The organism is Pseudoalteromonas sp. BSi20429, assembly GCF_000238895.1.
GTDB lineage: Bacteria > Pseudomonadota > Gammaproteobacteria > Enterobacterales > Alteromonadaceae > Pseudoalteromonas > Pseudoalteromonas arctica.
Genome location: NZ_BADV01000069.1, coordinates 113,182 through 136,073, shown reverse-complemented (window position 1 = coordinate 136,073; position 22,892 = coordinate 113,182). Strand labels below are relative to the sequence as shown.

Annotated in this window: 23 protein-coding genes; 10 read left to right on the top strand and 13 right to left on the bottom strand. The window is 39.1% G+C overall.

Annotation, left to right across the window (positions count from 1 at the left end; translation table 11 throughout):
• Positions 1–611: 611 nt before the first annotated feature.
• From nqrM to P20429_RS06170, 11 genes are all read right to left on the bottom strand, one after another.
• Entirely contained in the window at positions 612–824 is a 213-nt protein-coding gene (nqrM, locus tag P20429_RS19745) for a (Na+)-NQR maturation NqrM (RefSeq protein WP_007376137.1), read from the bottom strand.
• 101 nt (positions 825–925) lie between these two features.
• On the bottom strand, positions 926–1,957 hold the full coding sequence (locus tag P20429_RS06125; protein WP_007584895.1) for an FAD:protein FMN transferase: 1,032 nt from the start codon (positions 1,955–1,957) through the stop codon (positions 926–928).
• 109 nt (positions 1,958–2,066) lie between these two features.
• The gene (gene nqrF, locus P20429_RS06130; RefSeq protein WP_007584893.1) at positions 2,067–3,296 is read right to left on the bottom strand and encodes an NADH:ubiquinone reductase (Na(+)-transporting) subunit F; all 1,230 of its coding nucleotides are present in this window, start codon (positions 3,294–3,296) and stop codon (positions 2,067–2,069) included.
• 19 nt (positions 3,297–3,315) lie between these two features.
• The gene (gene nqrE / locus P20429_RS06135) at positions 3,316–3,924 is read right to left on the bottom strand and encodes an NADH:ubiquinone reductase (Na(+)-transporting) subunit E (RefSeq protein WP_007584892.1); all 609 of its coding nucleotides are present in this window, start codon (positions 3,922–3,924) and stop codon (positions 3,316–3,318) included.
• 10 nt (positions 3,925–3,934) lie between these two features.
• Positions 3,935–4,567 (bottom strand): NADH:ubiquinone reductase (Na(+)-transporting) subunit D, encoded by a 633-nt coding sequence (locus P20429_RS06140; protein WP_007584891.1) that lies wholly within the window; start codon positions 4,565–4,567, stop codon positions 3,935–3,937.
• Positions 4,567–5,319: a Na(+)-translocating NADH-quinone reductase subunit C gene (locus P20429_RS06145; protein ID WP_007584890.1), complete on the bottom strand. Its 753-nt coding sequence runs from the start codon at positions 5,317–5,319 to the stop codon at positions 4,567–4,569. Before P20429_RS06145 ends, P20429_RS06140 begins: the two co-directional genes overlap by 1 nt.
• On the bottom strand, positions 5,312–6,514 hold the full coding sequence (locus tag P20429_RS06150) for an NADH:ubiquinone reductase (Na(+)-transporting) subunit B (protein ID WP_007584889.1): 1,203 nt from the start codon (positions 6,512–6,514) through the stop codon (positions 5,312–5,314). Before P20429_RS06150 ends, P20429_RS06145 begins: the two co-directional genes overlap by 8 nt.
• Before the next feature lie 4 nt (positions 6,515–6,518).
• A complete protein-coding gene (locus tag P20429_RS06155) occupies positions 6,519–7,862 on the bottom strand; it encodes a Na(+)-translocating NADH-quinone reductase subunit A (RefSeq protein WP_010555190.1) in 1,344 nt (447 codons plus the stop codon).
• A gap of 629 nt (positions 7,863–8,491) precedes the next feature.
• Positions 8,492–9,685 carry an enoyl-ACP reductase FabV gene (gene fabV / locus P20429_RS06160; RefSeq protein WP_007584887.1) on the bottom strand — a complete coding sequence of 398 codons (1,194 nt, stop codon included), beginning with the start codon at positions 9,683–9,685 and terminating at the stop codon, positions 8,492–8,494.
• A 107-nt stretch (positions 9,686–9,792) separates the two neighbouring features.
• Positions 9,793–10,104, bottom strand: coding sequence for a BolA family transcriptional regulator (locus P20429_RS06165; RefSeq protein ID WP_007584885.1), 312 nt, complete (start codon positions 10,102–10,104; stop codon positions 9,793–9,795).
• Positions 10,105–10,166: 62 nt separating this feature from the next.
• Entirely contained in the window at positions 10,167–10,778 is a 612-nt protein-coding gene (locus tag P20429_RS06170; RefSeq protein WP_007584884.1) for an alpha-ketoglutarate-dependent dioxygenase AlkB, read from the bottom strand.
• Between the two features lie 42 nt (positions 10,779–10,820).
• Between P20429_RS06170 and P20429_RS06175 the strand changes: the two genes are divergently transcribed.
• From P20429_RS06175 to P20429_RS06190, 4 genes are read left to right on the top strand one after another with little or no spacing between them, the layout of a single operon-like run.
• On the top strand, positions 10,821–11,963 hold the full coding sequence (locus P20429_RS06175; RefSeq protein ID WP_007584883.1) for a methyltransferase: 1,143 nt from the start codon (positions 10,821–10,823) through the stop codon (positions 11,961–11,963).
• Positions 11,964–12,524, top strand: a complete 561-nt coding sequence (locus P20429_RS06180) for a YajG family lipoprotein (RefSeq protein WP_007584882.1) — start codon at positions 11,964–11,966, stop codon at positions 12,522–12,524.
• 2 nt (positions 12,525–12,526) lie between these two features.
• Positions 12,527–13,147, top strand: coding sequence for a peptidylprolyl isomerase (locus P20429_RS06185; RefSeq protein WP_007584880.1), 621 nt, complete (start codon positions 12,527–12,529; stop codon positions 13,145–13,147).
• Positions 13,148–13,197: 50 nt separating this feature from the next.
• A complete protein-coding gene (locus tag P20429_RS06190) occupies positions 13,198–14,577 on the top strand; it encodes an MFS transporter (protein ID WP_007584875.1) in 1,380 nt (459 codons plus the stop codon).
• Between the two features lie 70 nt (positions 14,578–14,647).
• On the opposite strand, the gene P20429_RS06195 is transcribed toward P20429_RS06190, so the two are convergent.
• A complete protein-coding gene (locus P20429_RS06195; protein ID WP_007584874.1) occupies positions 14,648–14,887 on the bottom strand; it encodes a helix-turn-helix domain-containing protein in 240 nt (79 codons plus the stop codon).
• 452 nt (positions 14,888–15,339) lie between these two features.
• On the opposite strand from P20429_RS06195, the gene P20429_RS19740 reads away from it, so the two are divergent.
• Positions 15,340–15,528: a hypothetical protein gene (locus tag P20429_RS19740; protein WP_010555198.1), complete on the top strand. Its 189-nt coding sequence runs from the start codon at positions 15,340–15,342 to the stop codon at positions 15,526–15,528.
• Positions 15,529–15,577: 49 nt separating this feature from the next.
• Here P20429_RS19740 and erpA read toward each other — a convergent pair whose 3' ends face one another.
• Complete coding sequence (gene erpA / locus P20429_RS06200) at positions 15,578–15,916, bottom strand: iron-sulfur cluster insertion protein ErpA (RefSeq protein WP_002958911.1); 339 nt, start codon at positions 15,914–15,916, stop codon at positions 15,578–15,580.
• Positions 15,917–16,238: 322 nt separating this feature from the next.
• Between erpA and P20429_RS06205 the strand changes: the two genes are divergently transcribed.
• The 5 genes from P20429_RS06205 to P20429_RS06225 all read left to right on the top strand — a co-directional run bounded on the left by P20429_RS06205 (position 16,239) and on the right by P20429_RS06225 (position 22,836).
• Positions 16,239–17,921 (top strand): chloride channel protein, encoded by a 1,683-nt coding sequence (locus tag P20429_RS06205; protein WP_007584866.1) that lies wholly within the window; start codon positions 16,239–16,241, stop codon positions 17,919–17,921.
• Between the two features lie 15 nt (positions 17,922–17,936).
• The gene (locus tag P20429_RS06210; RefSeq protein WP_007584864.1) at positions 17,937–18,371 is read left to right on the top strand and encodes a CopD family protein; all 435 of its coding nucleotides are present in this window, start codon (positions 17,937–17,939) and stop codon (positions 18,369–18,371) included.
• 114 nt (positions 18,372–18,485) lie between these two features.
• Positions 18,486–19,502 carry an aspartate carbamoyltransferase gene (locus P20429_RS06215; protein ID WP_007584862.1) on the top strand — a complete coding sequence of 339 codons (1,017 nt, stop codon included), beginning with the start codon at positions 18,486–18,488 and terminating at the stop codon, positions 19,500–19,502.
• Positions 19,503–19,535: 33 nt separating this feature from the next.
• The gene (hemL, locus tag P20429_RS06220) at positions 19,536–20,816 is read left to right on the top strand and encodes a glutamate-1-semialdehyde 2,1-aminomutase (protein ID WP_007584860.1); all 1,281 of its coding nucleotides are present in this window, start codon (positions 19,536–19,538) and stop codon (positions 20,814–20,816) included.
• Between the two features lie 178 nt (positions 20,817–20,994).
• The gene (locus P20429_RS06225; protein WP_007584858.1) at positions 20,995–22,836 is read left to right on the top strand and encodes a methyl-accepting chemotaxis protein; all 1,842 of its coding nucleotides are present in this window, start codon (positions 20,995–20,997) and stop codon (positions 22,834–22,836) included.
• Positions 22,837–22,892: the final 56 nt, after the last annotated feature.

Sequence of the window (22,892 nt, the reverse complement as noted above, 5' to 3'; positions counted from 1 at the left end):
CTTGGTCTACATTATGTGGTATTGAAAGGAAATAAAAACAGCTCAAATTCAGTCACCACCGAAATTGAGCCGCCTTTCACACTGACAACATCTTCACACACAATATAAAGATTCTTGGTTTACACTGCGTGGTATTGAAAGGAAATAAAAACAACTCAAACTCGTTCTTTATGGAAGTAAATCCACCGAACTTGAGTTGCCTTTCACACTGACAACATCTTCACACACAATATAAAGATTCTTGGTTTACATTACGTGGTATTGAAAGGAAATAAAAACAACTCAAACTCTTTTCTGTAGAAGTGAATCCACCGAATTTGAGTTGCCTTTTACACTGACAACATCTTCACACACAATATAAAGATTCTTTTAAGCGAGGCTAACTTGCCTCAAGCTTATGACGAGAGCCTTGCTCTGTGTCTATGGTTAAACTTTAGAGTGTTAGCTCCAATTTGACAAACGAGAAAAATAAACCTAATAGGTGAAAAAAACTAAACTATAGACGTTTGTCTAATACATTAAGATTGGATTACTTTAGAAGCTATCGAGTTAAGCAGTTTTACAGACACAAAAAAAGCGCTATAAAGCGCTTTTTAATATTTAAGGCGGGCTTAAATAATTTGGTTTTCTTTCCAGGCTTGCTCTTTTGCTAAACGGTTTTTGCGTTTATCACATGGATCATCGCAATCACAGGCTTTATCAATACCAACCGAACCTAAACCACCACAGCTGCTTGCCATAGATTTTTTTTGCACGATCATACCAACGGCCATAGCCGAAACTATCAAAATTAGTAAGCCAAAAGTAAGAAGAAAAAGTGACATTGCTTAGCCCCTATTGATCAGCAATTAATTAAACTCAAACATTTTTGAGCGACTGTTATTATATACCCAAATAACGCGAAAATAAACAAGCCAGCACCATACTACAAATAAGGTTTAAATGCAGGGCTTGAATAAGTAACTAAACCCTTATTTGATTTACCTATTAAGTATACCGGTAAATCGTGCTGCTGAGCGTATGCTTGCGCTTTTTCCATACCCATCACAGTAAGTGCAGTCGCTAAACCATCTGCCGTCATAGCGCTTGGATGAAGCACAGTTACCGACACTAAGTCGTGCTTAATAGGCATGCCGGTCACGGGATCAATTAAATGAGTATAGATCTCGCCATCCATTTTATAAAAAATACGGTAATCACCTGACGTAGCAATACCGTTTGTACCTGGCGATAAAACACGGTGTACCTTTCGCTCTCCAGGTTGCGCATCTGGTTGCTCAATCGCAATTTTCCAATCCTGATTATTTGGCTTTTCACCTGCTATACGCAGCTCTCCACCAATCTCAACCATGTAATTGGTAATACTATGGCTTTCTAATAACTGCGCTACTTTATCAATACCATAGCCTTTAGCCGTTGCCGAAAACGAAAGCTCTAACCCATTAACTGTTTTAGACAGTCCTTGCTCATCTAAAATAAGTTTATCAATACCTATTTTTTCGACCATAGTTGCAAGCTCTTCATCACTTGGGCGATTGGTTGGTTTTTTATCAGGACCAAAGCCCCATAAATCAATTAAAGGCCCCATAGTTACATCGAGTGTTTTAGTTGATTCGCCTAAGCGAATAGACTCGCTGATAACAGCCCTAAAATCTTCGCTAATTGGCATAACTTGATTTGCTGGTAATCTGTTAAATGTATTTATTTCAGAGTCTTCTATGTAAGTAGACATAGACTGATTCACATCTTTTAAAACAGCGTCTATTTGCAGCTGTAATTGTGAAGCTGATAGCTGGCCCTGCTCATCGTAATATTTAATATGATAAGTGGTGCCCATAGTCTTACCTTCTAAAAAGGTTTCCCTCGACTCTGGTTTTTCGCCACACCCAGACAGTAATAAGGTCAGTGTGATTAGTAAAAAGGCCATTATGCCTTGTGAAGTACTTACTCGATTCATAACAGCTCTACTTAATAGATTGATAAAATTAAAGAATAAAAAAAGCCTCGTAACACAAGTGCTACGAGGCTGGTATTTTAACCAAAACTAAACTGTTTTGGTATTAGTGTTAGCCACCGAAGTCATCTAGTAAGATATTTTCGTCTTCAACACCTAAATCTTTAAGCATAGTAATAACTGCCGCGTTCATCATTGGAGGACCACACATGTAGTACTCACAATCTTCCGGCGCTTCGTGATCTTTAAGATAGTTCTCAAATAACACGTTATGGATAAAGCCAGTATAGCCTTCCCAGTTATCTTCAGGTTGTGGATCTGAAAGTGCTGTATGCCATACGAAATTAGGATTTTCAGCGGCTAAGCCGTCAAAATCTTCTACGTAGAACATTTCACGTTCAGAACGTGCACCATACCAAAAGCTCATCTTACGTTTAGAGTTCAAACGTTTAAGTTGGTCAAAGATATGTGAACGCATTGGCGCCATACCAGCACCACCGCCAACAAAGATCATTTCTGCATCTGTGTCTTTAGCAAAGAACTCACCAAATGGACCTGAAATAGTTACCTTGTCGCCTTTTGTAAGTGACCAAATGTACGAAGACATTTTACCACATGGCAAGCTTAGGTTTCTTGGAGGCGGAGCAGCAATACGCACGTTAAGCATAATGATGCCTTCTTCTTCTGGGTAGTTAGCCATTGAGTATGCACGAATTGTTTCTTCGTCTACTTTTGACTCCAGGTCGAAGAAACCAAAATGATTCCAGTCGCCGCGATATTCTTCAGGAACATCGAAATCTGCATATTTAACATGGTGAGGTGGCGCTTCGATTTGGATGTAACCACCCGCACGGAAAGGCACTGACTCATCACCAGGGATTTGCAGTTTAAGTTCTTTAATGAAGGTTGCTTTGTTATCGTTAGAGATAACTTCACAGTCCCATTTTTTAACACCGAAAATTGACTCTTCAAGCTCAATTTCCATGTCGTTTTTAACATTTACCTGACACGCTAAACGACAGCCTTCACGGGCTTCACCTTTAGAAATGTGATCAAGCTCAGTTGGCAGGATATCACCACCACCTTCTTTAATGTGTACACGACATTGACCACAAGAGCCACCGCCACCACAAGCAGATGATACAAATATACCTGACTCAGATAATGCACTTAAAAGCTTATTACCTGCTGATGTAGTAATGGCTTTATCTTTATCGCCATTAATACCGATGATGATGTCACCGCTTGCAACTAACTGAGATTTAGCACCAATGATCACTAAAACTAGTAGTACAACGATAGCGATAAAAACACCAACGCCTAAGAAAATCTGATAATCCATGATTTATCCTCGCTACCCTTTACAGTGAAATACCAGAGAATGACATAAAGCCAAGTCCCATTAAACCAACAGTGATGAAGGTAATACCTAAACCACGTAAGCCATCTGGTACGTCTGAATATTTCAGTTTCTCACGGATACCTGCAAGTAATGTAATTGCAAGCGCCCAACCAACACCAGCGCCAATACCATAGACAACAGACTCGCCGAAGTCATAGTTACGCTCAACCATGAAAGATACCGCACCAAATATTGCACAGTTAACTGTGATAAGTGGCAAGAAGATACCTAATGCGTTGTATAGTGCAGGGAAAAACTTATCTAATGCCATTTCAAGAATTTGCACAAGTGCTGCAATAACACCAATGAAAGTTAAGAAACGTAAAAAGCTAAGATCCGCATCTGGATAACCTAACCAAGTAAGTGAACCTGGTGCAAGTACCGCATGGTAAACCAAGTTGTTAACAGGTACAGAAATACCCAATACAACTATAACCGCTATACCTAGGCCAATTGATGTAGTTACTTTTTTAGATACTGCTAAAAAAGTACACATGCCTAAGAAGAATGACAACGCTAAGTTCTCAATAAAAACGGCTTTTACAAATAAACTAATATAATGTTCCACTATTTGCCCCTTACGCTTTAGCTTCTACTTGGTCTTTCTTATAAGTACGAAGTACCCATATGAATAAACCAATGATGAAGAATGCACTCGGTGGTAAGATCAATAGACCCATAGGCTGATACCAACCGCCATCTTGTACTAATGGGATAATATCAACACCGAATAGTGAACCCTTACCGAATAGCTCACGAATGAAACCAACAGTAAGTAGTACTACAGAGTAACCTAAGCCATTACCAATACCGTCAAGGAAAGACATAATTGGTGGCGACTTCATCGCATATGCTTCAGCACGACCCATTACAATACAGTTAGTAATAATTAGACCAACGAATACAGAAAGCTCTTTTGCCGTAGCGTAAGAGAATGCCTGTAATACTTGGTCAACAACGATTACCAACGATGCAATAATTGTCATTTGTACGATGATACGAACAGATGATGGGATCTGGTTACGAATAAGCGAGATAAAGAAGCTCGAAAATGCAGTTACTAATGTCAATGCGATTGACATGATTAACGCATTTTTTAAGCTAGACGTTACCGCTAGCGCAGAACAAATACCAAGTACTTGTAGTGCGATTGGGTTGTTAGCTAAAACCGGACCAAATAGGACCGCCTTCATTTCTTTAGTATCAGCCATTATTTCAACGCTCCTTTACGTACTTTCGCAAGGAAAGGGCCAAAGCCATTTTCGCCAGTCCAAAAGTCAACTGCATGATCAACACCGTTAGACGTTAATGTAGCACCTGAAAGACCATCGATCTTATGCTCATCATTGCCCGCAGTACCTTTAACAATTTGAATTGGAAGTTCTTTACCTTCCCATGTAGCAGTCCACTGTGGATTTTGGATTTCGCCACCTAGACCTGGGGTTTCATTATGCTTGTAAAAGATAATGCTCTTAACTGTTTCAGCGTCGCTTTCAAGCGAGATAAAACCGTACATTAAGCCCCATAAGCCGTAGCCTTGGATAGGAAGAATAATTGCATCAACTGAGCCATCTTCTTTTTTAGAGATATACACCGGCGACTCTTTAGTCACACGTTGAATACCAGCAATATCTTTAACGCCTTTCTCTTGAAGAGAAACACTTAGCGCTGCATCATATTTGCTTTTTTCAAAATCAAAAATTGTTGGGTCTGTATCTACAAACTCACCTGTAGTCATGTTTACAACGCGCGCTTCGATTTTTGCATCAAATGTTTCTAAAACATTTTCAACTTTATCGATACCCGCAGCAGCCAAGATATTGCTTTGAATATCTTTGTTTTTATTAGCTTGCTGTAAAGGACGAAGCTGTACAGAAGCAAACGATACAATGATTGCACACACTAAACATAGTGCTACAACAACTGATAACGTTTTACCGATTGATTCGTTATTACTAGACATTACGTGCCAACCTCCGCTTAATATTAGCCTGCACTACAAAGTGATCGAACAGTGGAGCGAATAAGTTAGCAAATAAGATTGCTAGCATCATACCTTCTGGGAAAGCAGGATTCACAACACGTATCATAACCACCATAAAGCCAATTAATAGACCATATGCCAATTTACCTTTGTCAGTAAATGCAGCTGATACAGGGTCAGTAGCCATAAAAAACATACCAAACGCAAAGCCACCTAGTACTAAATGCCAATACCAAGGCATTGCAAATACAGGGTTAGTTTCTGAGCCAACAGCATTTAGTAAAAATGCAGTTGCTACCATACCTAGGAATACACCTAGTACGATGCGCCAAGAAGCGATACGAACGTAAATTAAGAACAAACCACCTACTAACAATGCAAGTGTAGAAGTTTCACCTACAGAACCTTGAATGAAACCGTAAAACGCATTCCACCATAACTCCATGTTTGCAAAGTCTAGTTGCCCGATGAAAGCTTGGCCTAGCATAGTTGCACCAGAGAAAGAATCTACTGCTGTCCATACTGTGTCACCCGAGATTTGAGCTGGGTATGCGAAGAATAAGAACGCACGACCGGCTAAAGCAGGGTTTAAGAAGTTACGGCCAGTACCACCAAAGATTTCTTTAGCGATTACTACACCAAACGTAATACCTAATGCAACTTGCCATAAAGGAATCGTTGCAGGCAAAATAAGTGCGAATAATACTGAAGTTACGAAGAAACCTTCGTTAATTTCGTGTTTACGCACAGAAGCAAATATTACTTCCCAAAAACCACCTACTGCAAATGTTACCGCGTAGATAGGTAGGAAGAAACATGCTCCGTAGAACATCTTAGCGCCCCAGCCTGCATCAGCGGTTAATTCACCACCGAATAACTGGAACAAACCAACTTGCCACGTGTTTGCTAGTTCAAAACCTTGTGCTAAAGCACCTGCGGCCTGATGACCGATATTGAACATACCAAAAAACATAGCTGGGAACGTCGCCATCCACACTAAAATCATCATGCGTTTTAGGTCGATGTTATCGCGTACGTGTGTCGCGCCTTTATTTACGTAGCCTGGTGTATAAAAAATAGTTGCAGCTGCTTCATACAGTGCATAAAACTTCTCATATTTACCACCGGCTTCAAAATTCGGCTCGATATCTTCTAGATATTTTTTTAAACCCATCTCTCTAGCCTTCCTTCTCGATCGTAGTTAAGCAATCGCGTAGGATAGAACCATACTCGTATTTGCCTGGACAAACGAAGGTACATAACGCTAAATCTTCTTCATCAAGTTCAAGCGCGCCCAATGAAATTGCACTGTCTAAATCGCGTGCAATTAAGTCACGTAATAATAGAGTAGGCAAAATATCTAGCGGCATTACGCGCTCGTAGCTACCAATTGGTACCATGGCACGTTTTGAACCACCTGTTGACGTTGTCATTTTAAATAAACGACTCGGCGCAAGGTGAGAAAGGAATGTACGCGTTACAGAGAATTTATCACTACCTGGTGCAATCCAGCCAAACAATTCTTTTTCGCGACCTTCAAGTAAAACAGATACTTGAACGTGGTAACGACCTAAGAATGCATGAACACCGTTTGAAATAGAACCTGATAGAACAGAACCAGAAATAACGCGGTTATCTCCGTCTTCTAGCTCACCAGCCACTAAATCATCCAATGAAGCACCTAATTGTGTTTTCACTAAACGTGGGTTTTTAACGCGAGGACCTGCAAGCGAAATAACACGATTTGTGTAAATTTCACCAGTAAGGAATAGGTGACCATACGCAATAACGTCTTGGTAACCAATATGCCAAACTTGTTTGCTAACAGAAACTGCATCAAGATGATGGATATGAGTGCCAACGAGGCCAGCCGGATGCACACCACCAAACTCATGTACTTCTACTTGAGCTATAGATGAGCTAGGAACTTGGCTACCTGCTTTTTTACACACAAATACTTTGCCATCGGTCAAACGCGAAATAACAGCAAGACCCGCTTCAAATGCTTGCGCATTTTCGGCAATTATCACTGCAGGATCTGCAGCTAATGGGTTTGTGTCAGTTGCGGTCACGAAAATAGAACTAGGATTTGCATCCACAGCCGCTACTTTACTGAATGGGCGAACACGAAGTGCTGTCCATTGACCAGACTGGATAAGTACTTCTTTGGCTTTTTCACGCTCTAAGCTCGCAAGCTCGTCTGCTTTGAAAGAGTCAAAGGTGATTTGCTCACTGCCTGCTACTTCAATAACAACAGATTGCAGCACACGTTTAGCACCACGATTTATTTCTTTTACTGTGCCAGAAGCTGGAGCAGTAAATAGGACGCCTGGGTTCTTTTTATCTTCAAAAAGTACCTGGCCTTTTTTGACTTGGTCATCCACACGAACATGCATGGTTGGACGCATACCGATAAACTCTTCGCCAAGCACAGCTACACGTTTGACAGCAGAACCGTCATGTATAACTTGCTGTGGCGCGCCCTCTAAGGGTAAATCCAGACCTTTTTTTATATTGATCATACGCACTTGCATTACATTAAAGGAAAGAAACTGAAAAATCGTATCAACCACGTCGCCATTTGAGTTATTCCAAGTTATATCAAGGTACAAAAGAGCAGCTTGCTAAAAATATCAAACAAGCAACGTAGTAAAACTCATCACATATTGTCGAGATTTTAACATCATTTTAGATGACTATGCGAGTGTATTTATGAAAATTATACGACAGAAACACTTATTTAGTTTTGTTAAGTGATTTAAATAAAAATCAAGGTAGACCAAAGTGGTAGCCTAAGCAATTATCGTTCCTGATTTCATCGCAAATTAAACAAATCGCATAATACAAAAAAAGCCGCTATTGCGGCTTTTAATAACTAGGGCCTGTTGACCTTTCAGGATTAAAATTTGTTCAATCTAGGGGCTATTTAATCGCGGCGTGAGGTTTGTAACCTAGTGGGCTAAGTAAAAACCGAGCAACAAAGAGTAAATAACCCCTAGGCAGAACCCTTTGGGCAGCGCCTGTTTGGCATTAATGCTACGTTATCGCCCATTTATGGGGAATAACCACACTACATAGGCTCTGCCTTGCCTAAATACCAAACAGACTGCTGCAAATTTAAACTCGAAAGATAAACAGGCCCTAAGTTCTGTTAGTCAATCATATTAGCAATTGGCTTAACTGAATCTATGTCTTGATCGTAGTCAACACCGTCTATACCAAAACCAAATAAGCGTAAAAACTCATTATGGTAACCAACATAGTCTGTTAGCTCATCAATGCTGCTTGTATCAACACTATCCCATACAGCTTGAACGCGTGCTTGCACATCATCTTCTAGCTCTTTATAGTTTTGGAATAAATGCCCACCGTCGTCAAAGCGAGGCGATTCACCATATAGGTTTTCACTAAATAATGCGTGAATTTGCTCAATGGTGCCTTCATATGTGCCATCTGCTTTCATAACTTTAAATAAAGCAGAAATATATAACGGCATAATAGGAATAGCAGAACTTGCTTGTGTCACTACTGCATTAAGTGATGAAACATACGCTTCACCATTTAAATCTTTTGTTGATTCTTTAATAGCAGCCGTTGCACGGTCTAAATCTTCTTTAGCTTTACCAATAGTAGCGTGTCCGTATATTGGCCATGTTAGCTCTTTACCAATATAAGTATACGCTGTAGTTTTAAAGTTATCGGCAAGTACACCGGCTTCTTTTAATGCGTCAATCCACATTTCCCAATCTTCACCACCCATTACTTTAATAGTGTTGTCGATATCGTCTTGATTTGCAGCTTCAACCGTAATTTCATCAATTTCACGCTTTGATGTATTTAAGTTTTTAGTGGTTACTGCATTACCTATTGGCTTAAGTGTAGATGAGAACACTTCGCCTGTATTTGGATCAGTACGACGAGGAGACGCTAGGCTGTAAATAATACAATCTACTTTACCCAAATCTGCTTTAATAGTGTCGATTGCTTTTTGCTTGATTTCGTTAGAAAACGCATCGCCATTAATATTTTTAGACCAAAGACCCGCTTCGTCTGCAGCTTCTTGAAAAGCAGCGGTATTGTACCAACCAGCAGAACCTGTTTTACGATCTGTACCTTCTTTTTCAAAGAAAATACCTAATGTTTTAGCACCACCACCAAACGCAGCAGTAATGCGCGATGCCAAGCCGTAGCCTGTTGATGCGCCAATAACTAATACATTTTTTGGTGCACTTTTTAATGCGCCTTGTTGTTTTACATAGTTAATTTGTTCTTGAACATGCTCTGCACAACCAGCTGGGTGTGCGTTTGTGCAGATAAATCCACGAATTTTAGGCTTAATGACCATTGATCATCCTATATCTTTTACAATAAAAATTAGCGCTAGTTTAAAGGCTAATACTAAAAACACTGATCTGATCAGTTAAACACTCATCAAATACTCTAAAACATTACTTAACTAATTTTAGAGCCACCCATACAATTAGGTGAATCAGGCGCTTCACCGCCCTGCTCTGCATACTCATCGGGTGTATATGTATGAATAGCGAGTGCATGAATATGATTTGCTAACTCATCTTTTAAAATTTCATTAATTTCGCGATGACGTTGTAATAAACGCTTACCCGCAAAACCTTCGCTAACCACTACTACTTTAAAGTGTGATTCAGTGCCAGCACTGTGCATATGGCTTTCGTTAATCACGTTTAAATGTTTACACGCAATGGCGTTGCTTATTTTTTCTTGGATCTGTTGCTGCATTGACATAAAAAGACCGTTTTAATTAGCTAATTTATACACTTACTATAACAATTTAACGCAGTGATTGGCTAACTAAATTGCTTTTGCTTAATGTGCTTTATAAATCGGTAAGTTAAACTTATTCGCGGATGCGCAAGCGTGGTTTGCTTAGGTATTGCATGTTGATAATCTCGTTGGCTATGTCCATTCATTATTAAACAGCTGCCACTTTGTAATTTTAAGTCGGTTACTTTATTGCTCGCCTTGTGCTTTAACTTTAAAACACGATCAGCTCCTAGAGAGACACACACAATTGTTGGTTTATCACCAAGCTCTATTTCATCATCACTGTGCCATCCCATCGTATCATTACCATCTCGGTAATAATTAACGAGCAATGAGTTTAGAGGCTGGTCTAAATGTGCTTCTAAACGCTTTCGCATATTAAGTAACAATTCATCCCATGGTTCTACTATTTGCTTACTACTTGAATAGCCGTATTCAATATTTAAATCACTCATGAAACATTGCAGTCGTGGAATAGGCCCCGTTTTGCCATAAACGGTTACATCGGGTTGCTGCCAACGTAGGTTTTTTTGCAAATAATAAAATAGATCGAGGCTTTTTTGTGCACTAAGTGCCCTACTTTGATAAGAAAAGCCATTTGGTAACTGTTGGGGGTTGGCGTTTTGCCGTTGCATGTTAGAATTTACCTACATTAGATTACTGATCAACGAACCATTATGACGACGCAAGCCCAGCTAGGCGATAAAACCTTTACTCTTGAACGCTTTCCATTGGATCAAAAAAACCGCAGCTTACAAGCGTGGGATTCGGCAGATGAGTACCTTATCAATTATGTTAACGAACATCACCCAGATTGTCGCTCATTGCTTATTTTAAACGATAGCTTTGGTGCACTTGCTTGTTATTTTAATAAGTTAACGGTTTGTTCAGTTAATGATTCTTATATTAGCCACCAAGCTGCGGCTTATAACTTACACGAAAACAAGCTACCTACAGCAGAGTTTACGCAAGTAGATAGTTTATCGGCATTACCAGAGGATGTTGATTTAGTACTTATTAAAATCCCTCGTAATGTGGGTTTTTTACAGTTCCAATTAAGTGAACTCAGTGAAGTACTTGCACCTGGTACGCCAGTAATTGCCGCAGGTAAAACAAAAGAAATTCATAATTCAACAATAAAATCATTTGAGCAATTTATTGGTGAAACAACAACAAGCCTAGCAGTTAAAAAGTCTCGTCTTATATTAAGCACAGCTAAAGGCGGATATAAAGCAGCAGACTTCCCTATAACATGGGAGCTTGAAGGTACTGAGTTTAATATAACAAATCATGCAAATGTGTTTTCGCGTGATTCGTTGGATATTGGTGCGCGCTTCTTTTTTAACTACTTACCAGAAACACCAAAAGCTAAAAGCATTATTGATTTAGGCTGTGGTAACGGCGTTGTTGGATTAATGACGCTTGCTCGTTGCCCTAATGCATCAATTACCTTTGTTGATGAGTCTTACATGGCAGTAGAGTCAGCCCGGTTAAATGTAGAAATTAACCTAGGCGATAAGTTTGATAACTGTGAGTTCATCGAAAACGATTGTTTAACAGGCTTTGAAAGAGACAGTGTGGATATGGTGCTTTGTAATCCTCCATTTCACCAAGCTCAAGCTGTTACCGATCACATTGCTTGGCAAATGTTTAAACAAGCAAAAGATACTTTAAAAGAAGGCGGCGAGCTGCGTATTATTGGTAATCGTCATTTAGATTATCACGATAAATTAAACCGTATGTTCGGAAACTGTAAGTTGTTAGGCTCAAACAAAAAGTTTGTCGTTCTAAGTGCAACTAAAAATAGTGGAATGCTATAAATGAAATTAACAAACATTATAATTGGGTGTTGTGTATTACTAATACTTGGTGGCTGTGCGAATCAGCCTAGCCAAGTAATACTCAATCCTGTTTATAAAAGTGGTCAAATAAGCACTATAAATAGTAGCTTAAGTACCAGCGTAATTGATTTACGTGGCGATTCGTCAACACTTAAACTTATTGAATCAGACAAAGCTAAAACCTTTGCAAGCCAAGGTCTTACTGAATCAGTTAAAAGTGTTTTAGACAGCGCCCTTAGCCGCAATGGTGCCAGCATTTCTAATTTAGCGTCTGTACGCTTTGAAGTAGATATTCATGCACTACAAGCTGTTGTGACCGAGAAACTTGTGAGCCATACCAGCGAAGCCCATATAGAGCTTGGCGTGCGCGTTATTCGCGCCTCAAGTAATTTTAGTAAAGTGTATAGAGGCAGTGCTAATTTAGAAGGTCCGTTTAGTCACGAGCGAGTAAAAATAGAAGGTCAGCTCAATAAGTTGACTGAGCAAATTATTACCCGCATTGTATCTGACCCTGAATTAATAGAATTTTTAGAAGGTTAACTATGAAACGACTTTTTTTAATCTGCTTAGGCCTATTTTTTAGTGTAAGTAGCTTGGCAGCCCAAGAAGGCCGCTTTGTTCAAAAAGATAATATTTTTCCACGCGTCGAAATTGTAACGACAATGGGCAGTATTGTTGTTGAACTGGACCGTTCAAAAGCCCCCATTACGGTCAATAACTTTTTAACTTACGTGTCAGATAAGAGCTATCAAGGCAGTGTTTTTCATCGTATTGAGCGCGATGTGGAAAATGATCGCGACTTTGTTATTCAAGGTGGCGGCTACGATAAAGATTACGATGGCTTACACGAAAATGACCCTATTTTTAATGAAAGCGGTAACGGTATGAAAAACGATATGTATAGCATTGCTATGGCGTATCAGGACCGTGAACCGCACTCGGGAACACGCCAATTCTTTTTTAACATGGATAATAATGATCACTTAAATCCAGGGAAAGATTGGGGTTTTGCAGTATTTGGTAATGTAATGGATGGCTACGATACCCTTGATAAGATCATGGCTGTTGAAACAGGGTTTAATGAAAAGATTGGTTACGATTTTGTTCCTAAAAAACCGGTGATCATCTTAAATATTAAAATGCTTGAGCAAGTTCCACTGTAATTTTTTTAAGAGCAGCTTAGCTGCTCTGCATCAAAGCCAATGAAGGCCCTATGAGCAAATCTCTCTCTATTAGCGAATATTTTTCTTACTTTAAAGACAAACGCTTAATCCATATTTTTATATTTGGTATGAGTAGCGGTTTTCCGTGGGTATTAATTGGCTCTGTTATGTCGGCTTGGCTAAAGGATGAAGGGCTAAGCCGCAGCATGATTGGCCTATTCGGCATTGTATTTGGCGCTTACAGTATAAATTTTTTATGGTCGCCTTTAATCGATCGTACAAAACTCCCTATTTTATATAAATGGCTAGGCCAACGTCGTAGTTGGATACTATTTTGCCAGAGCTTTATTTTTATTGGCACCTTATTATTAGCTGGGCTTGATTTAAAAGCTAATTTAGCAATTGTTGCTGCAATTTGTTTGTTAATCGCCATTGCTTCTGCAACGCAAGACATTGCTATTGATGCATTCAGAATAGACACACTTAAAGCAAACGAATCTCACAAAGCAACAGCGGCAGCCGCTATGGCAACATCTGGTTGGTGGACAGGTTATGCGCTTTTAGGTGCAATTCCATTTTATATGGCTGATATCCCCTCGCTCGACTGGCCACAAATTTATTACTTTTTAGCTGCTGTAATGCTGCTGCTAATGAGTGGAGCATTGTTTGCAAAAGAACCTGAATCAAATAGAGAAGCGGTACATGCCGAGCTTGAACGTGTGTACCTTGAAAAACTGTCCTCGACAAAACAAACCCCTCTTACAAAAACTGTTGCGTGGCTCGCGGTAACCGTTATTGATCCCTTTAGAGCTTTTTTTACTAAAAATGGCGTTAAAACGGCACTGGCATTACTTGCGTTTATTTTCTTATTTAAAATAGGCGAAGCGTTTTTAGGGCGAATGTCGATTGTTTTTTATAAAGAAATTGGTTTTAGCAATAGCGATATAGCTACATTTTCAAAGGTAGGTACTGCCGTACTTACAATCATATTTACCTTTGTTGGCAGTTTATTTAATCAAAAATATGGCATTGTTAAGGGTTTGTTTGTTAGTGGCATTGCGATGGCGGCCTCAAACTTAGCCTTTTCGTGGATTGCTTTAGTTGGCCCTGATTTAAGACTGTATGCCTTTGCTATTGTTATTGATGGGTTTACGCAAGCATGGTCGCTGGTCGCTATGGTGGCCTTTATATCGATGTTATGCGATAGAGCATTTAGTGCAACACACTATGCATTACTGGCGTCATTAGGGAATTTAGGACGAACGTTACTTTCGAGCTACAGTGGTGTAGTAATTGATGATTGGTTAATGGGAAATTGGTCGCTGTTCTTTGTTTTAACAGCCTTGATGGTTATACCTTCGCTGATATTTTTATACCTGATTAGGCATAAACTATATGAGCTTGAGAAAAATTATCATAAAAATATTTAATGCATCCCTGCATTAACATATTGCTTAGCACTATCAAGTGCCCCTTAAAGTGTACTAAGCAATGTTTGAGTTAATCTACTTTTAGCAAGCTAAGCGCTTCATGTGGATCAACTTCTAGAGCTGTACAATAACGAACAAACTCAATCACATCTAAACGGCGTTCTTGATTTTCAATCTTGCCGATAAACGAATGAGGCGTTCCCAGCACTTGTGCTAGGCTTCGCATTGTATGACCCTTTTCGTGGCGCTTACTTTTAAGCCACTTTGTTAGCTTTGCATTTTCTTCAGAAGAAACTGTTTTGCCCATCATTTTACATCTCCTACTAGATGATTTGACGTACCTATTAAAGCAGTAGTCTCTATCAATAGCTGTAGGCAAGTAAGCAGTCATACCATATTTTCAATAGCAAGCTATTGCTTAACAAAGCATGTGTTGCTACTCACTCCACCAATATAGCTAAAAAACTACGCTAATAATGTGGTAAAGATTTGTTTTTATTGAGAATGAAATTTTGCCCGTCTCATTCTTGGATACATTATATACTATTAACACTTTGGTTAAATAACTAATTACATACTCGGTACAAATATGAACACGAGTGAATATTTATAAACGCTGAATATTGACCTAAGTACTCAAAAAGTATTAATAAATTAATTTCTAGTTATAAAATATTTAAATGAATTTTTATAACAATTTTGTTCCAATTTATCGTCACATGTTTATGATTAAGCAATAATTAGCACCAAAAAGGCCGAATAATGTTCAGACTTCTTTTTTTATTACCGATTGTGTTGTGCTTGGGTTGGTACTTTTTTTTGCGCCACAACGGCGTACCAATTAAGCAAGGCAAAAAAGGCTTCATATACATTTTAGCGTTTTCTGCTTTTGTACTTGGCTTTTTTGTATTGATAATGCAAATAACCGAATATGCCCCAACCGATTTGTAGGCATTAAAAAAGCCGCAAAAGCGGCTTCATTCTATTTAGCGTTTGGCTGTTAAACGCTAAAGCTTGCACCACAACCACAGGTTGTTGTTGCATTAGGATTAGATACAAAAAAGCGTGCGCCTTCTAATCCTTCAGTGTAATCAACTTCACCGTCAACCAAATATTGAATGCTCATTGGATCGATAACGAGTGTTACACCATTTTTTACAATTTCTAAATCGCCAGGATTCGCTTTTTCATCAAAAGTAAAACCATATTGAAAACCAGAACAACCACCACCTGTTACATAAACACGCAGTTTTAAATCTGGATTTTCTTCTTCGTCGATTAACTGTTTAACGCGAACAGCAGCTGCATCGCTGAACTTAATTGGTAATTCTTCAGACATTTTAAAACCCTCAATATCGCAATGGCGTGATTATCTAATACCCGAGTGTTTTAATCAAGTATAGTAAAACAACTCTTTACTCTAAGTTATACCTATAAATTAGTAAAAAAGTGGTTAAACATTAGCTCACTAAAATAATACTTAAGCAAACTAAAAGCGACCCTTGTAAACTATAAATTCATTAAAAATTTTAGTTATAAAAAATAGGTCTTAATCTTTACTGAAAATTGCTAATATAAGTTACGAAAAATTCAAAATCACAAGGACTTAACTAAACTCTTTTGCTAAAATGCTGCTGAAAAATGCGGCGAGGAAATAATGCATGTGGCTTGAGCAACTCAGGCGTCGACTGGCAAAACCTAAAACATCTGTACAATTATGCTTATTAGGCGTAGTTGCCGGATTAATTGCTGCATTTTTTATTATTTTATTTCGCTTAACTATTTTGTTTTTTCAAAGCTTATTTTTGGAAACACCTGACGACTTTACTACCCTACCCACTCTTGAACGCGTTTTAATGCCATTAATAGCCGCATTTTTAATTGCGTGCTTTGCTGCATTTACTGGCTTTAAACATTACCGTTTAGGCATTCCTTTTGTTATTCATCGTATTAAACGCCATTACGGGCAAATGCCTTTATACAATACGGTTAATCAATTTGTTGGTGGCGCACTTGCACTCATTAGCGGTTTTTCGGTTGGCCGAGAAGGGCCTTCCGTACATATGGGCGCAACAGGTGCGAGTATTTTAGCGGATAAACTACATTTACCGCATAACGCCATGCGTACTTTAAGTGGTTGCGGCGTTGCAGCAGGTATAGCCGCTTCGTTTAATACCCCACTTGCAGCCGTTATTTTTGTAATGGAAGTGGTACTTCGAGAATATAAAGTACACATATTTGTGCCAATCATGCTTGCTGCTGTTACTGGTGCACTCGCTACGCAGTTTGTTTTTGGTGAAGGCTCTGAACTTGCACTCATTACAATAGCGCCATTAAGTGGTTGGCATTACCCTTATTTAATATTATGCGGTATGGCGCTGGGCGCTATAGCATTTAGCTTTAATCAAAACTTAATGCTAATTATTAAAACATTTAAACCTTTAAGTATGTTTCCTCGTTTACTAATCGCAGGTTGTATTGCCAGTTTAATAGCTTACGCAGTGCCTCATGCTATGGGTTCTGGTATGAGTGCGATTACTATCGCGGTTGAATCGCCTGATAACGTAAAGCTGCTTACTACCATTTTAATAGCTAAACTACTTGCCACATTGTTTGCTATTGGTTTGGGTATTCCTGGTGGTTTAATTGGTCCGGTAATTGGGCTTGGTGTATTAATTGGGACATTAATGGCCTTTTTTGCTCAATATATTAGCCCGGGTACTGATATTGCGGGTACGTATGGGGTTTTAGGTATGGCTGGATTATTAGCGGCTACACTGCATGCACCACTTGCTGCATTAACAACAGTAATGGAGCTTACATCATCACCTGAAATAATCGTTCCTGCGATGATAGTTATAACTACTGCATATGTAACTGCATTACAATTTTTTGGAAATCGCTCCATATTTTTGCAGCAATTAGATTTTCAGGGATTGCCGTACCATGTATCTCCCGCTACCGAAGCATTACAAAAAGTGGGAATAATGGATGATATGGATGAAGACTTTAAATTGCTTTACTCAGACGATAAAGAGCAAATAAAAAATACGCTTGATGCCATGGATAGCCAAACACCCTTGATTGTTTTTGACGAAGAAAATGGCTATCGCCTCGCTGAATACGATTTAACGCTAATGTCTGATGAAGCAATAAATATAAATTACATTAGCTTGCAGGGCATCAGCAGCCAAGCCACCCTAGCCGATGCATTCGATATACTAAAAGATAAAAGAAGTGGCGCGCTTTACGTTTATAACCTTTTAGATAATCAACAAATTATGGGGCTATTACGCTGGGATCAAATTCATCATATTTTAACCATTCGTAACAGCTTACTTTAAGCAATAAGGACTATTATGAGCGCATTATTGATTTATAAAACACTCCACATATTTTTTATGATTGCGTGGTTTGCCGGTATTTTTTACTTGCCTCGATTATTTGTATATCACGCAATGAGCGAAGAAAGATCATGTAACTCTATGCTTAAAGTTATGGAGCGCAGGTTACTTTATTTCGTAACCCCATTTGCTGTTTTAACGGCTGTATTTGGTGTGTTAACCATTGTTGAATATGGTCGTGATTGGTTTAAATACAGTATGTGGCTACATTACAAACTTGTACTGGTAATTATTTTATACCTATACCACGGCTACTGTTTTAAGTTATTAAGTGACTTTAAACATGACCGAAACACTAAAACAGACCGCTTTTACCGTATTTTTAATGAGCTCCCTGTTATTGCGCTGCTCATCATAGTGGCACTTGCGGTAATAAAACCTAATTTATAAGCGTTTCGGTGCATGTTAAACTGCGCTCCAATTTACAATACTTGCTATAACACGCGCGATTGCGTGCTCCATTTATGGATTATCGCGCCCATTTGATTGATTAGGAATTACCCCATGTTAAGTTTCCAAGGCGAACATATACTGTCTGTAAATCAGCTAGACAGAGACTGCATTGAACGTATTTTTGCAGTAGCTAAAAAAATGGAGCCTTATGCTAAAAAACAAAAGCAAACAACGGTGCTTAAAGGCGCTATTTTAGCTAATTTGTTTTTTGAACCAAGTACTCGCACGCGAGTTAGCTTTGGTACAGCCTTTAACTTACTAGGCGGTGGTGTACGTGAAACTACAGGTATGCAAAGCTCAGCGCTTGCAAAAGGTGAATCACTTTACGATACCGCGCGCGTTATTTCAGCTTACGCCGATGCTGTTGCTATGCGCCACCCCGATGCAGGCTCAGTAAGTGAATTTGCTGATGGCTGTACTGTGCCAGTTATTAATGGCGGCGACGGCCCAAATGAGCACCCGACTCAAGCATTACTTGATTTACTAACCATTGAGCGTGAATTACACCGTTTTGATCAAAATATTGATGGCATGCATATAGCGCTTGTGGGTGATTTAAAATATGGTCGCACAGTGCATTCTCTATCAAAGCTATTGTGCCATTATAAAAACGTAAAGTTTTCGATGGTCGCACCTGATGGCCTACAAATGCCAACGAGCATTTTAGATGCCGTAGAAAATGCAGGACACAAAATTGAGCTAGTAAACAAGATGGAAGGTAATTTAGCCGCCGATATTGTCTACCAAACACGTATTCAAGAAGAGCGTTTTCCTTCACAAGAAGAAGCAAATAAATACCGTGGCGGTTTTAGAATTAGCCAATCTATTTACAGCGCTCATTGCAAACCTAACTCTGTACTAATGCATCCGTTACCACGTGATAGTCGCTTAGAAGCCAACGAGCTTGATAACGACTTAAACAGTAACGACAATTTAGCAATATTCCGCCAAGTACAAAATGGCGTATTAATTCGTATGGCACTGTTTGCTTTAACACTCGGCGTAGAAAATAAAGTCGATAAGTATGAAGTGGACGTACCTTGGTTTAGCCGCAAACGCGACAGCTAAACCCTCTTTAAGTGACAATTTATAGGATTTTTCATGACAATTAGCCAAGACTTATTTGAACGCGCTCAAGCCTCTATTCCAGGTGGCGTAAACTCGCCAGTTCGTGCTTTTAACGGTGTAGGCGGTACGCCGCTATTTATTACAAAAGCAGAAGGCGCGTTTACATTTGATGCCGACGGTAATCGCTACATTGATTATGTTGGCTCTTGGGGGCCTATGATCATGGGCCATAACCACCCTGCAATTAAACAAGCCGTGCACGAAGCAGTAGAAAATGGCCTTAGCTATGGTGCGCCAACTGAAGCCGAAATATTAATGGCTGAAAAAGTAAAAGAGCTGGTTCCATCAATCGAAAAAGTACGCATGGTTAGCTCAGGCACTGAAGCAACAATGAGTGCAATTCGTTTAGCACGTGGCTTTACCGGCCGCGATAAAATATTAAAATTTGAAGGTTGTTACCACGGCCATGCTGACTCGTTATTAGTTAAGGCAGGCTCTGGTGCACTAACAATGGGCGTACCTAATTCTCCTGGTATTCCTGAGGACTTTGCTAAGCATACACTTACTGTATCGTTTAATAACCTAGATGAAGTAAAAGCTATTTTTGTAAAATACGCTGACGAAATTGCCTGTATTATTGTAGAGCCAGTAGCCGGTAACATGAACTGCATTCCACCAGTGCCAGGCTTTTTAGAAGGTTTGCGTGATGTGTGTGACGAATATAAGTCAGTACTTATTTTTGATGAAGTAATGACGGGTTTTCGTGTTGCACTTGGCGGCGCACAAGCGTATTACAACATTAAACCAGACCTTACGTGTTTAGGTAAAGTCATTGGCGGCGGCATGCCCGTTGGCGCGTTTGGTGGTAAAACCGAAATAATGGATTACATTGCGCCTGTGGGCCCTGTTTACCAAGCGGGTACTCTTTCTGGTAACCCTATTGCGATGGCTGCAGGTTTAAAATCACTTGAGCTATTATGTGAGCCAGGTCTACACGATAAGTTAGAAGCAACGTCTAAAGCAATTTGTGAAGGCTTTGAAGCTGGCGCTAAAAAAGCAGGCATTGCATTAACAACTAATTATGCTGGCGGCATGTATGGATTCTTTTTTACTGATGCTGAAAAAGTAACGACATACAAACAAGCGACTGAATGCAACCTAGAGCGCTTCAAACGTTTTTTCCACCTTATGCTTGAAGAAGGTGTGTACCTTGCTCCATCAGCATTTGAAGCTGGTTTTGTATGTGCTGCTCATACTGAGCAAGAAGTAAAAGAAACAATAGCGGCAGCAGAACGCTCGTTTGCTAAACTTTAAGTTAAAATTACTTTTTATATTTTATAAGCACTTGTTTTTACAGTGTGTAATTAAGACTAAAGATTGAAAAAAGCCCGAAAGGGCTTTTTTTATTTGTAAAGTACTATAAATGAATGATAATTAAGCATAACAAGGTCTATTCACCTTTACCCTAATTACAAAAATACAAGAGAGCCTTATGTCAGGATTACGCCAATTTTCTTTTCCCGCTATCCAGCTAATGGCAAATTTAAAATACAAAACAAAAATAAGCTTAATGTTTGGAATTTTACTCGTTCCTCTTGCACTTAGTTTGTTTTTTTTAGTCTCATTATTAAGTGAAAGTATCGCTGTTTCAAAAATGCAGCAACAAGGTTTAAAAGGCTACAGGTCAATACTCTCAAATCAAATGCAGGGGGAAGCAAATCAAAATATAAAAATAGCTCGCTCACTCGGTTTTGATATAAAAGACGATCAAGCAAATGATGTACTTGAACTTGTTTCTATTCAGTCTAACTTAGCATTAGATAGCCAGTTAGCTAGTGCTTATGTAAACCGCTCTTTAGTCACGCCAATTCCTGCACTTATAATGCAAATAAACTCGACAGCGCAAAGCGCAAACACTGTTTTGGCAAGTAATCGTTTTACGCCAGATACGTTTATAGCACTTTCAAATTTTAGTAAGTCACTTCCTTTATACGAAAAACAACTCGATAAAATACTCAATGTAGCCACCAATGCAGATAAATCAGTAAATAAAGCGCTCATGCCCTCGTTAGATAATTTACACAGTGCTGTTGGCGCATTTAAAAAAGCGATAGATGAAAAACTACTTGAGCCAGACGATATTTTATTAACTCAATCAGAATTTACTAAACTAACAAACAATGTTCACAGCAGTATTAATCAACTTGTTAGTAAGAGTATTCCAACGCTTGAGAGCCTTATTGAAGCAAAACTGCAAACTCAACAGTGGACTCGAAATCTTGTTTTAGCCGCTTCATTGATTAGTTTGTTATTTGCATTTTATTTAATGATTGGTTTTTATTTTGCAGTTGTTGATACTATTAATCGCTTTGCTGATGCCGCTAACAGAGCCGCGAATGGCGACTTAAATGCCACTATCGATTCGAGTACTAATGATGAAATGGGAATTATTGCATCGCGCTACAATGCATTACTTAATGCATTTTCACATTTATTATTTGATGTTAAAGCAAGTACAGAAGAGCTATGCGGCGCAACTAAATCGCTATCACACGCGAGTAGCCAAACAAGCAATGATGTTTCAAAACAGCAAATCCGAGTAAATGCCATTTATAATGCACTCAGCGAAATGGCTCAAAACGCACTTGCTGTTGAAGAGTCAGCGCATCAAGCAACGCTTACTGCGCAAGATGCTGCTGCGCATGTAAAGCAAGGTTCAGACAATACAATGGAGCTTGCTAAATATATGCAAGATCTACAAATTGAATTTGCAGAGAGCCAACAAGCGCTCGATAAGCTAGCACAAGATAGCCAAGAAATTAGCAAAGTAAGTAAAGGTATTAGTGAGATAGCCGATCAGACAAACTTGCTTGCACTAAATGCCGCTATTGAAGCTGCACGAGCTGGCGAGCATGGTCGAGGCTTTGCCGTTGTAGCTGATGAAGTAAGAACTCTTGCTCAGCGTACACAAACACAAACACAAGAAATTCACCAAATTATTAGCTCCTTACAACAAGCATCTGACGACACTCAGCAAAAAATGCGTTCAAGTGTTGAAAAAATGGAGCAATCGGTAAAAGCAGCCAATCAAACCAATGAAGTATTGCAAAGCGCAGAGCAAAGTATGGGCGACATTAAACATCAAGGTGAAGTTATTGCAGAGCGTGTTAAACAGCAGTCAAATGCGACAACACAAGCATTGAATGATTCGCAAGAGGTGAGTAATTTAGCAGATCAAACGCTAACATCAGCTCAATCAACGCTGCAAGATGCACAGCAGCTAAGTCGCTTATCTAATGATTTAACCAAATCAATGCAGTTTTTTAAATCTTAAGCGTTAACTACAACTCACAAAAAAGCCGCTAAATAAGCGGCTTCGTTGTTTAAAGT

What these genes read in the sequence shown, in the direction of transcription:
- P20429_RS06225 (WP_007584858.1), top strand. Translation starts at nt 20,995, where the DNA reads ATGTCAGGATTACGCCAATTTTCTTTTCCCGCTATCCAGCTAATGGCA.
- P20429_RS06150 (WP_007584889.1), bottom strand. Translation starts at nt 6,514, where the DNA reads ATGGGTTTAAAAAAATATCTAGAAGATATCGAGCCGAATTTTGAAGCC.
- P20429_RS06190 (WP_007584875.1), top strand. Translation starts at nt 13,198, where the DNA reads ATGAGCAAATCTCTCTCTATTAGCGAATATTTTTCTTACTTTAAAGAC.
- P20429_RS06165 (WP_007584885.1), bottom strand. Translation starts at nt 10,104, where the DNA reads ATGTCAATGCAGCAACAGATCCAAGAAAAAATAAGCAACGCCATTGCG.
- P20429_RS19740 (WP_010555198.1), top strand. Translation starts at nt 15,340, where the DNA reads ATGTTCAGACTTCTTTTTTTATTACCGATTGTGTTGTGCTTGGGTTGG.
- P20429_RS06180 (WP_007584882.1), top strand. Translation starts at nt 11,964, where the DNA reads ATGAAATTAACAAACATTATAATTGGGTGTTGTGTATTACTAATACTT.
- fabV (WP_007584887.1), bottom strand. Translation starts at nt 9,685, where the DNA reads ATGGTCATTAAGCCTAAAATTCGTGGATTTATCTGCACAAACGCACAC.
- P20429_RS06185 (WP_007584880.1), top strand. Translation starts at nt 12,527, where the DNA reads ATGAAACGACTTTTTTTAATCTGCTTAGGCCTATTTTTTAGTGTAAGT.
- P20429_RS06125 (WP_007584895.1), bottom strand. Translation starts at nt 1,957, where the DNA reads ATGAATCGAGTAAGTACTTCACAAGGCATAATGGCCTTTTTACTAATC.
- P20429_RS06210 (WP_007584864.1), top strand. Translation starts at nt 17,937, where the DNA reads ATGAGCGCATTATTGATTTATAAAACACTCCACATATTTTTTATGATT.
- P20429_RS06175 (WP_007584883.1), top strand. Translation starts at nt 10,821, where the DNA reads ATGACGACGCAAGCCCAGCTAGGCGATAAAACCTTTACTCTTGAACGC.
- P20429_RS06145 (WP_007584890.1), bottom strand. Translation starts at nt 5,319, where the DNA reads ATGTCTAGTAATAACGAATCAATCGGTAAAACGTTATCAGTTGTTGTA.
- P20429_RS06170 (WP_007584884.1), bottom strand. Translation starts at nt 10,778, where the DNA reads ATGCAACGGCAAAACGCCAACCCCCAACAGTTACCAAATGGCTTTTCT.
- P20429_RS06155 (WP_010555190.1), bottom strand. Translation starts at nt 7,862, where the DNA reads ATGATCAATATAAAAAAAGGTCTGGATTTACCCTTAGAGGGCGCGCCA.
- nqrM (WP_007376137.1), bottom strand. Translation starts at nt 824, where the DNA reads ATGTCACTTTTTCTTCTTACTTTTGGCTTACTAATTTTGATAGTTTCG.
- P20429_RS06195 (WP_007584874.1), bottom strand. Translation starts at nt 14,887, where the DNA reads ATGATGGGCAAAACAGTTTCTTCTGAAGAAAATGCAAAGCTAACAAAG.
- P20429_RS06140 (WP_007584891.1), bottom strand. Translation starts at nt 4,567, where the DNA reads ATGGCTGATACTAAAGAAATGAAGGCGGTCCTATTTGGTCCGGTTTTA.
- erpA (WP_002958911.1), bottom strand. Translation starts at nt 15,916, where the DNA reads ATGTCTGAAGAATTACCAATTAAGTTCAGCGATGCAGCTGCTGTTCGC.
- nqrF (WP_007584893.1), bottom strand. Translation starts at nt 3,296, where the DNA reads ATGGATTATCAGATTTTCTTAGGCGTTGGTGTTTTTATCGCTATCGTT.
- hemL (WP_007584860.1), top strand. Translation starts at nt 19,536, where the DNA reads ATGACAATTAGCCAAGACTTATTTGAACGCGCTCAAGCCTCTATTCCA.
- P20429_RS06215 (WP_007584862.1), top strand. Translation starts at nt 18,486, where the DNA reads ATGTTAAGTTTCCAAGGCGAACATATACTGTCTGTAAATCAGCTAGAC.
- P20429_RS06205 (WP_007584866.1), top strand. Translation starts at nt 16,239, where the DNA reads ATGTGGCTTGAGCAACTCAGGCGTCGACTGGCAAAACCTAAAACATCT.